Source organism: Saccharothrix xinjiangensis (assembly GCF_039527585.1).
Classification (GTDB): domain Bacteria; phylum Actinomycetota; class Actinomycetes; order Mycobacteriales; family Pseudonocardiaceae; genus Actinosynnema; species Actinosynnema xinjiangensis.
Map to the genome: position 1 here is coordinate 281,585 of NZ_BAAAKE010000008.1, position 12,565 is coordinate 294,149.

Below are 12,565 nucleotides of genomic sequence, written 5' to 3' on the forward strand. Positions count from 1 at the left end.
CGTCCGGATCAGGACGATCGAACCGGTGGCGCTCCGCCGTCCCGGCCACCTCGACGACAAGGGGGCGATCTTGACCACGATCACCGGTCGCCTGCTCCGGCTGCCCGGCCTCGTGCTGCGCGGGACGTGGGTGGGCGCGGTCGTGCTGGGCCACGTCCTGGCCCTCGGCGCCTCGACCGCCGTCGCCCGCCTGCGCGGGGACGCCGCGGGGCGGGGCCTGCGCGACGGCGAGCGGTGGGTGCGCGTGCTGACCCGCCTCGGCCCTTCCTACATCAAGATCGGTCAGCTGCTGAGCACGCGGCGCGACCTGCTGCCCGACGCGGTGACCACGCCGCTGGCCCGGCTCACCGACTCGGCCCGCCCACCGGGCCGCCGCCGCGTCGAGCGGGCCGTGCGGCGCGCCTACCGGGACCGGCCGTGGCCGTTCCGGGAGTTCCGGTGGGAGCCGGTGGCCTGCGGCAGCATCGCCACGGTCCACGAGGCGGTCACCCAGGACGGCAGGCACGTCGCGGTCAAGGTGCGCCGCCCCGGCGTCGCGGGCGTCATGTGGCGCGACTTCACGCTGACCGCCGCCGCGATGACCGCGCTGGGCCTGCTGCCCCGGCTGCGCCGGATGCCGTTCAAGCTCATGCACGCCCAGGTCGGCGGCGCGATGCTGCGGCAGCTCGACTTCCGGGCCGAGGCCGAGGCGCTGGCCTCGCTGCGCGCCAACCTGTCGGGGTTCGGCAACGTCCGCGTCCCGGCGCCGCTGCCGGAGCTGTGCACCGACGAGACCGTGGTCATGGAGTTCGTCCCGGACCTGACCCGCTTCACGCCCGGCGACCTCGACGCCGACACCCGCCGCGCGGTCGTGCGGGCGGTGCTGGCCGCCATCTACGAGATGCTGTTCGTCGACGGCGTGGTCCACTGCGACCTGCACCCCGGCAACCTGTACTTCGACCGCCGCGCGCACCTGGTCGTGCTGGACGCGGGCTTCGTCATCCGCCTGCCCGACGCGGTGCGCCGGTCGTTCGCGGACTTCTTCATCAACATGGCGCTCGGCGACGGCTGGATGTGCGGGCAGATCGTCATCGACAGCGCCGCGCAGGTCGCCGAGGACAGCGACCTGGAGGGCTTCCGCGTCGGGCTGCGCGAACTGGTCGCCGAGACCTCCGGCGCGAGGTCCGGCGAGTTCGACCTGGCGCGCTTCGCGGGGCGGCTGTTCGACCTCCAGCGCCGGTTCGGCCTGTTCCCCGCGCCCGAGTTCGCCTTCCCCCTGCTGTCACTGCTGGTCATCGAGGGGATGATCAAGGGTTTCGACTCCGACGTCGACTTCCAGGCGGAGGCGATGCCCGTCCTGCGCCGCCGCAACACCCCCCGTGCCGCCGAATCCACTGCTGAAAGGTGAGTCGACCATGGACGCAACCACCCACGTCCGAGTGCCGCTGATCGCCGAGGACCAGGCCGAGGGCCGCCTCGCCGAGCTGTACGAGGAGGTCAAGAAGGCCACGAACCTGCCGTTCGTGCCGGACATGTTCCGCCTCACGTCCACCCGGCCGGACCTGCTCGAAGCCGTCGTGGCCGGCTACAAGGGCATGTACCTGGGCGGCGTGCTGCCGCGGCAGACGCGCGAGCTGATCTCCGCCTGGACGTCGAAGGTGAACGAGTGCCCGTACTGCGTCGGCACCCACAACTTCTTCTACCGCGCGTTCGGCGGCCCCGAGGAGATCGCCACGGCGGTCGAGTCCGCGAAGTCCGCCGACGACCTGCCGGTGGACGAGCGCACCAAGGTGCTGCTGCGCCTGCTGACCAAGCTCACCCGCGAGGCGTACAAGGTCACGGACGAGGACTGGCGGCACGCCCTGGAGTCGGGCTGGACGGCGGAGGAGCTGCTGGAGGCGTTCTTCACCTCCTCGATGTTCAACTTCATCACCCGCATGGTCGATGGCCTGGGCCTCGGCCTGTCGGTGGCGGCGAGCCGGGTCTCCCAGCAGGAGGTGCCCCGACCGGAGGTGTCCCCGCAGGCGATCCCGCAGCAGGGGGTTCAGGCGGGAGGCGACCGGTGAGCCCGTCGCGCGCGGTCCTGATCACCGGGGTCAACTCCTCCGGTGGGCTGTCCTCGGGCACGGGCCGCGCCACGGCGCTGCGCCTGCACCGCGCCGGCCGGCCGGTGTACGCCACCGGCCGCGACCTCGACGGGTTGAAGGACCTCGCCGAGGAGGGCATCACCACGCTGCGGGTGGACGTCACCGACGAGGAGTCGATGGTCGCCGCGGTGGAGCGGGTCACCGAGGACCACGGCTCGGTCGGCGTGCTGGTCAACAACGCTGCCTACAGCCTCAACGGCACCATCGGCGAGACGCCGCTGGAGCAGGTGCGGCGGCAGTTCGAGACGAACTTCTTCGGCCTGTCCCGGATGACGCAGCTCGTGCTGCCCGGCATGCGCGAGCACCGGTCGGGCCGGGTCGTCATGATGTCGTCGATCTTCGGCCTGTTCGCCACGCCCGGCCGCGGCTACTACCAGGCCACCAAGCACGCCCTGGAGGCCATCAGCGACTCGCTGCGGCTGGAGGTGGCGCCGTGGGGCATCAAGGTGGTCGTCATCGAGCCGTCGCCGATCCTGGGCTCGTTCGTGCCCACCACCGTCGGCGACCTCGGCCTGACCACCGACAGCGACCTGTACGCCGACTTCTGGGAGCGCTTCGTGGAGTGGCACGGCGCCTACCGCGAGGTCGACAACCCCAAGGGCCGCGGGCGCACGTCGGTGCGCTCGGGCAAGGTCGCCGAGGTGATCGAGAAGGCCATCACGGCGCCCAACCCGCGCATCCGCTACCGGATCGGCATCCCGGTGCGGCTGCTGGGCCCGCAGCGGGCGATCTTCGGCGACCGGGCCTGGGAGGCGTTCGTCACCAGGTTCTTCCCGCAGCCTTGAGCCCTTCCGCGCGAGAGCGGCTCCGGACCACGTGGTCCGGAGCCGCTCTCGCGCGGAAGGGGTTCACCCCTCGCGCAGCCAGTCCGACATCCGCTCGCCGATCATGATGGAGGTCAGGTTGGTGTTGGCGCGCACCGTGCTCGGCATGACGGACGCGTCGCAGACGTGCAGGGCCTCCAGGCCGTGCACCGCGCCGCGCGGGTCGACGACCGACTCGGGGTCCGACACCGGGCCCATGCGGACCGTGCCGGTCGGGTGGTAGGCGCTCTCCAGGCTCGTCTTGACGTACTGGCGGACCATGTCGTCCTTGTCGATCATGGCGTCGCGCAGCACCACGAAACCCTGCCCCAGCTCCAGGATGTCCGGGTGGTGCGCCAGCTGCCACGCGGTGCGCACGCCGTCGACCAGGACGTCCACCTCGCGCTCGTCGTCGAGGAAGTTGAGCGCGATGACGGGCTGGGCGGCCGGGTCGGTCGACGGCAGCGTGATCCGCCCGCGCGAGCCGGGCCGCTGCGACACCACCATCACGCCGAGGATCTCGTCGGTGCCCGAGAGCATCTGGAGTTCCGGGAACGGCCCCAGGTCGAAGTGGTTGACCATGTAGTACTGGAGGTCGTTGAACTCCCCGGTGAGCGGTGAGGTGGTCCGCAGGATCTCCTGGAGGAACGCCCGGGTGCGGTCCACCGCGCCGGCCCGCGGCACCAGGAACGCGCCGGTGCGCTGGTGGTCGACGAGGTTCGCGCCGACGCCGGGCAGGTCGGCTCGGACGTCGACGCCGAGCCGGCGCAGGTCCTCGGCCGGGCCGACGCCCGAGCGCAGCAGGATCGCGGGCGAGGCGACCGCGCCCGCGGCCAGCACGACCCGGCGGCCCTCCACCAGCTCGTAGGAGCCGCCGTCGGTGGCGGCCAGCACGCCGATCGCCCGGGAACCCCCGAACACCACGCGGTCGACCAGCGTGCCGGACCGGATCTCCAGGTTCTCCCGGTCGCGGACCAGGCTCAGGTAGGTCGTCGCGGTCGTGGCGCGGTGCACGGCGTCGTGGCGGGTCGAGGGGATCGACCCGACGCCGGTGGCCTCGGGGTGGTTGTGGTCCTTGACCTCCGGGAAGCCGGCGTCCAGGCACGACTCCACGAACGCCGTCTGCCCCGGCGCCAGCTCCTCGGGCCGCCAGCGCCGGATCGGCATGGGTCCGCCGCCGCCGTGGAACTCGCCCTCGCCGAAGTCCAGGTCGCGCTCCAGCCGGCGGAAGCGGGGCAGCACGTCGGCGTAGGACCAGCCCGGGTTCCCGGCGGCGGCCCAGTCGTCGTAGTCGGCGGGCACGCCGCGCAGCCCGACCGTCGCGCCAACCGCGGACGACCCGCCCGTGGCCCGGCCGCGCGGGTAGCGGATGCGCCGGCCGTCGTGCACCTCCGCGCGGAAGGCCCAGTCCTGACCGGTGAACGACATGGTCCGGCCGTAGCGGATCTCCTCCGGGATCTCCTCCGGCGTGAGGTGGTCCGGACCGCCCTCCAGCAGCAGCACGCGTCGCGCCGGGTCCTCGCTCAGCCGGACCGCGAGCGCCGCGCCGGCCGATCCGGCACCGACGATGATGTCGTCAAAGTGAGCCGTCATGAGTGTCCTCGGGGTTTGTCGGCACTTCGGGCGCAGGGTCTGCGGCCCCTCCGGCCCGAGCGTCGCACCCGTGCCCGGGTCCGGCTACTCGCCACTTGCCCGCCGTGATCACCGGTGCCGGAAAGGCGCGCGACCGGGTGTTCCCGGCCCCGGTTCGAGCGGTTCGCACGCTCGAAGTAGGCATCGGGCACGGGCCCGCTCGACGATTTCCAGTAGTCCCGATCGCCGCGCTCACCCGCGGCAGGGCGAAGGGAGCGAAAATGGCCGGCCCGTGGCGGGCTCTCAGGCGACGCGTGCTGACTCCCGGCGTGTCGAACACGAAACTCGAAGTACGCGGTTTCCACGAGAAGGACGCGGCTGCGCGCGACCTCCTGGAAACCGTCGGCCGCTCTTTCCTGGAGGGTTACGCGTACGCCGCCGAGGCCCGGACCCCGGAGGAACCCGAGGAGCGGCTGGAGCAGGTGCCGCGCAGGTTCCGCGGTTTCGCCTACGAGGGCGCGGCGATGGGCTTCGCGGTGCGCGACGGGCTCCCCTTCGGCCGGGGCGGCCGGACCACGCGGTTCCTGGCCGGGCGCGCCGCCCGGCACTCCTACATGGCCTACGTCGGCATCGGCTGGGCGATGGCCCGCGTGCCCCGGTTCCGCTGGTCGCGGCTGGAGCTGGGCGACCCGCTGCTGCGGTGGCTCGCGCTGGACGGCTACGGCTTCCACCAGGCCTACTTCCGCACCGAGAAGTACGTCCGGGGCCAGTACCGCGAGCCGGGCTTCCCCTGGCCCGGCGGCGACCACGCCTGGTACGCCGACCACGCGATCGACCAGGGCATCGGCCGGGCGATGTGGTTCGTGGGCGGCGCGGACCACCGCGTCGTGGCGGACCTCCTCGGCTCCTTCGCCGCGGAGCGCCGACCCGACCTCTACAGCGGCGCGGGCCTGGCCGCGACCTACGCGGGGGCCGCGGACGAGGGCGAGCTGCGGGCGTTCCGCGACCGCGCGGGCGAGCACCTGCCGCACGTCGCGCAGGGCAGCGCGTTCGCCGCCACCGCGCGGCTGGAGGCCGGTCTCGGCGACGAGCACACCTCCCTGGCCACCCGGGTGTTCTGCGGCATGTCGCCGGAGGAGGCGCGACAGCTGTGCGACCGCACGCGGCCCGCGACCGCCGCCGAGGTGCCCGGCGAACCCGGCGTGCCCTCCTACGAGGTGTGGCGCAGGCGCATCACCGCGGCTTTCGTCACCGGCGCCGAGGTGTCGTCGTGACGACCACCGAGCCGTCGGAGCTGCCCGGACCGCCACGCGGCGCGACACCGGGCCTGCTGGTGCGCATGGCCCGCGACCGCCTGTCGGTGATGACCTCGGTGTCGCGCCGGTACGGCGACGCGGTGCGGCTGCGGCTGGGCCCCAAGTCGCTGCACTTCTTCAACCACCCCGACCACGCCAGGCACGTGCTGACCGACAACGCCGCCAACTACACCAAGGGAATCGGCCTGGTGCACGCCCGCCGCGCCCTCGGCGACGGCCTGCTCACCAGCGAGGGCGAGGTGTGGAAGGCGCAGCGCAAGACCATCCAGCCGGTGTTCCAGGCCAAGCGCGTCAACGGCAAGGCCGAGGTGATCGCGCAGGAGGCGGCTGGGCTGGTGGAGCGGCTGCGGCGGCGGGGCGACGGGCCGGTCGACATCAGCGACGAGATGACCGGGCTGACCCTGGGCGTCCTCGGGCGCACCCTGCTCGACGCGGACCTCGGCGCGTTCGAGTCGATCGGCGAGTCGTTCGAGGCGGTCCAGGACCAGGCGATGTTCGAGATGATGTCGCTGGGCGCGGTGCCGACGTGGCTGCCGCTGCCCCGGCAGCGCCGGTTCCGCCGGGCCCGCGCCGACCTGGACCGCATCGTCGCCCGGCTGGCCGCCGAGCGCGCCGCGAACCCGGTCCCCGAGGGCGACGACGTGCTGTCCCGGCTCGTCGAGGCCCTCCGCCGGGAGCCCGACGCGCGGGCGGGCCGGCTGCGGATGCGCGACGAGATGGTGACCCTGCTGCTGGCCGGGCACGAGACCACGGCCAGCACCCTGAGCTGGACCTTCCACCTGCTCGACCGGCACCCCGAGGTGTGGGAGCGGGTGCACGCCGAGGTGGTGGAGGTGCTCGGCGACCGGTTGCCGACGCTCGCGGACGTGCGCCGGCTGCGGTACACCACGATGGTGATCCAGGAGGTCATGCGGCTCTACCCGCCGGTGTGGCTGCTGCCGCGGCTGTCGCGCGGCCCCGACCAGATCGGCGGCTACCGCGTGCCCGCGGGCGCCGACGTGCTGATCTGCCCGTACACCCTGCACCGCCACCCCGGGTTCTGGGAGGAGCCGGACCGGTTCGACCCGGACCGGTTCGAGTCGGGCCGGGCCGACGGCAGGCCGCGCTACGCCTACATCCCGTTCGGCGCGGGACCGCGCGTGTGCATCGGCAGCGGGCTCGGCATGCTGGAGGCCACCATCGTCACCGCCGCGGTGGTGCGCGAGCTGCGGTTGACCACCGTGCCGGGCTACCAGGTGCGGGCCGAGCCGATGTTGACGCTGCGCGTGCGCGGCGGGCTGCCCATGACCGTGCGGCCGGCCGCGTGAGGCGCCGGCCGACTGGAAGGCGTTGGGGAGGGATCGGTTCCGATGCGAGCAACCCTGGTCCAGGTCGGTCTGCGCGGTCTCTCGACCGCCCAGGTCCGGCAGGTCCGGCCGGTGCGGTTCGGCAGGGCGGGTGGTGACGTGGCCCGGGTCTACCGGGAGCTGGAGCGCGACTTCGGCGTGCTCGCGCCGCCCGTCGCGCTGCACGCGCCGGCGCCCGACGTGCTGGCCGCGGCCTGGATGACGTTGCGGGAGACGCTGCTGGTGCCCGGGAGGGCGCCGCGCGCGGTGAAGGAGGCCGTGTCCACGGCGGTCTCCGAGGGCAACGCCTGCCCGTTCTGCGTCACCATGCACTCCTCGGTGCTCAACGACCTGGTGGGCGGGCGGGGCGGGGCCGAACGGGACCCGCCGGCCCGCGCGGCGGCGGACTGGGCCAGGGCCAACGCGAGCCCCGACACGGCCGCCGCCCACCCCGTGCCGTTCCCGGCGGACCAGGCCGCGGAGGTCGTCGGCACGGCGGTCGTCCTGCACTACCTCAACCGGATGGTGAACCTGTTCCTGGGCGAGCTGCCGCTGCCGCCGGGTGCGCCCGCGGCGTCGATGGTGGTCGTGCGCCGGGTGCTGGTCCACCTGATCAAGTCGGCCGAGCGGCGCGGACCGCGGCCGGGCGCGTCGCTGGACCTGCTGCCCGACGCGCCGCTGCCCGACGACCTGCGCTGGGCGGAGGGCAGCCCCTCGGTCGCCGGCGCGTTCGCCCGGGGCGCGGCCGCGGTGGAGCGCGCGGGCCGCCGCTCGGTGCCCGACGAGGTGCGCGAGCTGGTGTCGGCGCACCTGGCGCGGTGGGACGGGCGGCCCTTGGGCGTGAGCCGGGCGTGGGTGGAGGAGGCGGTCGGCGAGCTGCCCTCCCGGCACCGCGCGACCGCCCGGCTGGCCCTGCTCACGGCGCTGGCGTCGTACCAGGTCGACCAGGGCGTGGTCGACGGCTTCCGCGCGGTCTCGCCGGCCGACCGGGCGCTGATCGACGTGACGTCGTGGGCGAGCATGGCGGCGGCGCGGCGGATCGGCGGCTGGGTGCGGACGGGCTGAGGACACCGGCCGCGCGATCGGAAGGGTCCGCTCCTCTTGCGAGGAGCGGACCCTTCCGTCCACATCGGACCTCTTCGCGCCGGTCACCCGACCCGGTCGGTCACCGGCGCGGTGCGACTGTCCAGTTCGGGCAGCGCCAGCAGGATCGGCAGGTCCAGCAGGCGCAGCAGCCTGGTCTCGACGTCGACCTCGACCGACTGCCCGGCCCGCGCGAAGACCGGTTCGGCGTCCCCGACGAACAGCGGCCGCCGCTTCCACGGGCGCGGGTCGAGGGCGTTGACCGCCACCACGGCGACCCGGATGAACCACTCGCCCTCGGGCACGCCGTTGAGCTGGTACGGGCCCGAGCCGTCGCGGATGTCGCACGCGCTCGGCACGCCCTGGGCGATCGGGTCCCGGAACGCGCCCACGTACACGCGCACCGGCGTGCCCGCGTCCGGCACGCCGACCCAGCCGCACACCGCACCGCCCTGCGGCCCGCGCGCGGGCCCGGGGAACGACGACAGCGACAGGACCCCCGCGCCGGACAGGGCGCGGTAGCGGGCCGGTGAGACGCCGACGCTGCGGGTGAACCGGCTGGTGAAGGTCCCCAGGCTGTTGTACCCCACCATGTAGGAGATCTCGGTGACGCTCGCCGTCGTCTCCAGCAGCAGCTCCTTGGCCTTGCTGAGCCGGATCGCGGTGAGGAAGCGACCCGGCGAGGTCCCGGTCATGGCCCGGAAGACCCGGGAGAAGTAGAACTTGCTGAGTATCGCGGTGTCCGCCAGGTCCGCCAGGGACAGCGGCTCGTGGTAGCGGTCCCACATCGTGTCGATCGCGCGCTCTACCGCGTCCTGCACAGCAGTCCTCCCATTGCGCTGTTCGAGTGACCACCGACGGACGAACTCCGGAACATCCCCCACCCGCGCGGCGTCCGCATTCCGCTCGCCGCGCCCACGATTCGTCGACCGTCGCCATCCGCGCCCAGTGCGCGGATTTCATGAATTCCCGTCGACGACGTTAGCAGGACGGCGGTCCGATGTGGCCGTGCGCGGGCCGGCACCGCACGATGCAAGACGGTGGTACGGCTTTGCGTGGAACCGCTGCGACCGAACGGTGTGCGAACCGCGCGCACCGGCTTCGCAATGGGCCCCAGGATCCCCGTGGAGCCACTTTTCCCGCAACGCGCCACCGGGACACGCCCGTAACGCGCACAGCGGTTCTCAGGGCCGGCACAACGGAACGGTCACCCGATCGACGCATCCACCGGGGAATGCCCTCGCGATTCGACATTTGTAGCATAACATCGTTAGGTAAACGATAACGGCGTTGTGCAACACTGTCAAGGTGAGCCCGCGCAAGCTGGATCCCGAGATCCGCACCGCCTTGGTCGACATCGCGGCGCGGTTGCTGGCCGAGCACGGCGCCGAGGCGCTCTCCACTCGCAAGATCGCCGCCGAGGCCGGCACCTCGACCATGGCCGTCTACACCTACTTCGGCGGCATGAGCGGCCTGGTCCGGGAAATGGTCCACGAGGGGTTCGCGCGTCTGGAGCGCCAGTTCGCGCGCGTGCGCCAGACCGACGACCCGGTCGCGGACGTGCTCGTGCTCGGCCACGCCTACCGGCACAACGCGAAGGCGAACTCCCACCTGTACGCGGTGATGTTCGGCGGCCAGTCGCTGGCCGGTTTCTCGCTCACCGAGGAGGACCGCCAGTACGGCAGGTACACCCTCGTGGACGTCGTCGGGTGCGTCAGCCGCTGCGTGGAGGCCGGCCGGTTCCGGCAGGCGGACCCGCTGCTCGTCGCCCACCAGCTGTGGATCGCCACGCACGGCCTGGTGAACCTGGAGCTGGGCGGCTACCTGGTCGACCCGGTGGACGCCGACCGCTGCCACGAGAACCTGCTCCGCGGCCTCATCGTCGGTGTCGGCGACACCACGGAGGCGGCGGCGAAGTCGATGGCCGCGGCGAACCGGCGCGTGCGCCGCGAGGTCGCGGGCGCGCCGCACGCGGTCGAGCCCCGGCGCTGACCGCGCGCCGGGGCCCTTCCCGCGTCCCGCCTCAGAGCGGGATGTTGCCGTGCTTGCGCCGGGGCGGCTCGCCGCGCTTGTCGCGCAGCACCGCCAGTCCCCGGGCGACGGCGGCCCGCGTCTCCGCGGGGTCGATCACGTCGTCCACCAGGCCGCGCTCGGCGGCGTACTGCGGGTGCATCAGGGCCTCGGCGTACTCCGCGACCAGCTCGGCCCGCAGCGCGGCCGGGTCGGCCGCGGCGGCCAGCTCGCGGCGGTACAGCACGTTCACCGCCCCGTCCGCGCCCATCACGGCCACCTCGTTGGTGGGCCAGGCGAACGACAGGTCGGTGCCGATGGACCGGGAGTCCATCACGATGTACGCGCCGCCGTAGGCCTTGCGCACGATCACCTGGACGCGCGGCACCGTGGCCTCGCAGTAGGCGTAGAGCAGCTTCGCGCCGTGCCGGATGATGCCGCCGTACTCCTGCTCGGTGCCGGGCAGGAACCCCGGCACGTCCACCAGGGTCACCAGGGGGATGTTGAAGGCGTCGCAGAAGCGCACGAACCGCGCCGCCTTCTCCGCCGCCGGGATGTCCAGCACGCCGGCCAGCACGCTCGGCTGGTTGCCGACCACGCCGACCGTCTCACCGTCGACCCTCCCGAACGCGCAGACGACGTTGCGCGCCCAGTCCCGGTGCACCTCCAGGAACTCGCCGTCGTCGAGCAGCTCCTCGACCAGCAGCCGCACGTCGTAGGGCCGGTTGGGCTCCACCGGGACGATGCGGGCCAGCTCCGGGCGCAGGTCCTCGGTCGCGCCGCACGGCCCGGCGGACGGCGCGCGGTCGAGGTTGTTGGAGGGCAGCAGCGACAGCAGGTACCGGACCTCCTCCAGGCAGCTCTCCTCGTCGTCGCAGACGAACGCGGCCACGCCGGACCGCTCGCCGTGGACGGCGGCGCCACCCAGCTCGTCGTGGGTCACCCGCTCGCCGTTGACCGCCTGCACCACGTCCGGCCCGGTCAGGTACATCTGCGCGGTGCCCCGGACCATGAACGTGAAGTCCGCCAGCGCGGGCGAGTAGGCCGCGCCGCCCGCGCAGGGGCCGAGCACGACGCTGATCTGCGGCACGACGCCCGAGGCGGCGACCACGCGGCGGAAGATGCCCCCGTAGCCGTGCAGGGACATCACGCCCTCCTGGATGCGGGCGCCGCCGCTGTCGTTGAGCGCGATGATCGGCGACCCGGTGGCGATCGCCAGGTCCAGCACCTTGTGGATCTTGGCCGCGTGCGCCTCGCCGAGCGAGCCGCCGAAGACGGTGAAGTCCTGGGCGTAGACGAACACCCGGCGGCCGTCGACCGTGCCGCTGCCCGCGACCACGCCGTCGGTGTGCGGCCGGCTCGACAGCCGCATACCGGTGCCGAGGTGCCGCCGGTAGAGGTCGACCTCCACGAACGAGCCCTCGTCGAGCAGGAGGGCCAGGCGCTCGCGGGCGGTGCGCTTGCCCAGGGCGTGCTGGCGGCGCACCCCCTCCGGCCGGCCCGCCACGATCTCCTCGCGCAGCCTGCCGTGCGCCTCGCGCACCGCGTCCATGGTGCGCGGCGGCGCGGCGCCCGCGGGGGCGGCCCCGCCGTTCCCCCTGGTCTGGCCGGTCGCCTTGGCCCCGCCGTTCCCCTTGGCCTGGCCGTTCCCGCCGGCATGACCGTTCCCCCTGGCCGGGCGCGGCACCTCCACCGGCACGAAGTCCACCTCGACGTCGCCCCGCCCGTTGCCGGCGGGCCGCGCCACCACGTCGTCGGCCGAACCGGTCGTCACGGGCGCGCACCCCCCGGTGCGGGCGCCACCCGGCGGTAGCCCCCGCCGAAGAACAGCAGCGGCCCCTCGCCGGGCGAGGCGCCCGCGGCCAGCACCTCGCCGACGAAGATGGTGTGGTCGCCGCCCTCGTGGGCGTCGGCGAGCCGGCACTCCAGCCACGCCGACGCGCCGTCCAGCAGGGGCGCGCCGGTGTGCGGGCCCGGCCGCCAGTCGACGCCGTTGAACTGCGCGGGACCGCGCGGGCGTCGCCGGTCGGCGAAGTACCGGGCCGTCGACTCCTGGTCGGCGCCGAGGACGGACACCGCGAAGTGCCGGGCCGCGGTGATCGCCGAGTGCATCACGGCGGTGCGCGACACGCAGCACATCACCAGCGGCGGGTCCAGCGACACCGAGGTGAAGGCGTTGGCCGTCATGCCGTGGGCGGCGTCGCCGCCGGTGGTCAGCACGGTGATCCCGGTGGCGAACTCGCGCATCACCTCCCGCAGGCCCGGCGCGGGCTTGGTCGCCACGGGTGTCTCGCCGCGCGGCGCGGAACCGTTCTCGGTCACGATGCCTC

11 protein-coding genes are annotated in these 12,565 nt (G+C 73.6%); 7 read left to right on the top strand and 4 right to left on the bottom strand.

Annotated features, from left to right (window positions below):
• The first annotated feature begins 25 nt into the window (after window positions 1-25).
• Genes ABD223_RS19750 through ABD223_RS19760 form a run of 3 tightly spaced genes read left to right on the top strand, consistent with a single transcriptional unit; the run spans window position 26 to window position 2,911 of the window.
• A complete protein-coding gene (locus tag ABD223_RS19750; protein WP_344037775.1) occupies window positions 26-1,387 on the top strand; it encodes an ABC1 kinase family protein in 1,362 nt (453 codons plus the stop codon).
• 7 nt (window positions 1,388-1,394) lie between these two features.
• Window positions 1,395-2,045: a carboxymuconolactone decarboxylase family protein gene (locus ABD223_RS19755; protein WP_344037776.1), complete on the top strand. Its 651-nt coding sequence runs from the start codon at window positions 1,395-1,397 to the stop codon at window positions 2,043-2,045.
• The gene (locus ABD223_RS19760) at window positions 2,042-2,911 is read left to right on the top strand and encodes an SDR family NAD(P)-dependent oxidoreductase (protein ID WP_344037777.1); all 870 of its coding nucleotides are present in this window, start codon (window positions 2,042-2,044) and stop codon (window positions 2,909-2,911) included. Before ABD223_RS19755 ends, ABD223_RS19760 begins: the two co-directional genes overlap by 4 nt.
• A 63-nt stretch (window positions 2,912-2,974) precedes the next feature.
• On the opposite strand, the gene ABD223_RS19765 is transcribed toward ABD223_RS19760, so the two are convergent.
• On the bottom strand, window positions 2,975-4,522 hold the full coding sequence (locus tag ABD223_RS19765; RefSeq protein ID WP_344037778.1) for a GMC family oxidoreductase: 1,548 nt from the start codon (window positions 4,520-4,522) through the stop codon (window positions 2,975-2,977).
• A 260-nt stretch (window positions 4,523-4,782) separates the two neighbouring features.
• On the opposite strand from ABD223_RS19765, the gene ABD223_RS19770 reads away from it, so the two are divergent.
• From ABD223_RS19770 to ABD223_RS19780, 3 genes are read left to right on the top strand one after another with little or no spacing between them, the layout of a single operon-like run.
• Window positions 4,783-5,775, top strand: a complete 993-nt coding sequence (locus ABD223_RS19770; protein ID WP_344037779.1) for a DUF1702 family protein — start codon at window positions 4,783-4,785, stop codon at window positions 5,773-5,775.
• Window positions 5,772-7,124: a cytochrome P450 gene (locus tag ABD223_RS19775; protein WP_344037780.1), complete on the top strand. Its 1,353-nt coding sequence runs from the start codon at window positions 5,772-5,774 to the stop codon at window positions 7,122-7,124. The genes ABD223_RS19770 and ABD223_RS19775 overlap by 4 nt, the downstream gene beginning before the upstream one ends.
• Window positions 7,125-7,166: 42 nt before the next feature.
• On the top strand, window positions 7,167-8,207 hold the full coding sequence (locus ABD223_RS19780; RefSeq protein ID WP_344037781.1) for a carboxymuconolactone decarboxylase family protein: 1,041 nt from the start codon (window positions 7,167-7,169) through the stop codon (window positions 8,205-8,207).
• Window positions 8,208-8,290: 83 nt separating this feature from the next.
• Here the strand turns inward: ABD223_RS19780 and ABD223_RS19785 are convergent, their stop codons facing one another.
• Complete coding sequence (locus ABD223_RS19785; RefSeq protein WP_344037782.1) at window positions 8,291-9,046, bottom strand: helix-turn-helix transcriptional regulator; 756 nt, start codon at window positions 9,044-9,046, stop codon at window positions 8,291-8,293.
• A gap of 487 nt (window positions 9,047-9,533) precedes the next feature.
• Between ABD223_RS19785 and ABD223_RS19790 the strand changes: the two genes are divergently transcribed.
• Window positions 9,534-10,217, top strand: coding sequence for a TetR/AcrR family transcriptional regulator (locus tag ABD223_RS19790; RefSeq protein WP_344037783.1), 684 nt, complete (start codon window positions 9,534-9,536; stop codon window positions 10,215-10,217).
• A gap of 31 nt (window positions 10,218-10,248) precedes the next feature.
• On the opposite strand, the gene ABD223_RS19795 is transcribed toward ABD223_RS19790, so the two are convergent.
• Window positions 10,249-11,787 carry an acyl-CoA carboxylase subunit beta gene (locus ABD223_RS19795; RefSeq protein WP_344037812.1) on the bottom strand — a complete coding sequence of 513 codons (1,539 nt, stop codon included), beginning with the start codon at window positions 11,785-11,787 and terminating at the stop codon, window positions 10,249-10,251.
• Window positions 11,788-12,005: 218 nt separating this feature from the next.
• Entirely contained in the window at window positions 12,006-12,482 is a 477-nt protein-coding gene (locus ABD223_RS19800; RefSeq protein ID WP_344037813.1) for a flavin reductase family protein, read from the bottom strand.
• Between the last annotated feature and the right edge of the window lie 83 nt (window positions 12,483-12,565).

Coding starts and splice junctions, on each gene's coding strand:
- ABD223_RS19755 (WP_344037776.1), top strand. CDS start 1,395: ATGGACGCAACCACCCACGTCCGAGTGCCGCTGATCGCCGAGGACCAG.
- ABD223_RS19765 (WP_344037778.1), bottom strand. CDS start 4,522: ATGACGGCTCACTTTGACGACATCATCGTCGGTGCCGGATCGGCCGGC.
- ABD223_RS19770 (WP_344037779.1), top strand. CDS start 4,783: ATGGCCGGCCCGTGGCGGGCTCTCAGGCGACGCGTGCTGACTCCCGGC.
- ABD223_RS19780 (WP_344037781.1), top strand. CDS start 7,167: ATGCGAGCAACCCTGGTCCAGGTCGGTCTGCGCGGTCTCTCGACCGCC.
- ABD223_RS19795 (WP_344037812.1), bottom strand. CDS start 11,787: ATGGACGCGGTGCGCGAGGCGCACGGCAGGCTGCGCGAGGAGATCGTG.
- ABD223_RS19800 (WP_344037813.1), bottom strand. CDS start 12,482: ATGCGCGAGTTCGCCACCGGGATCACCGTGCTGACCACCGGCGGCGAC.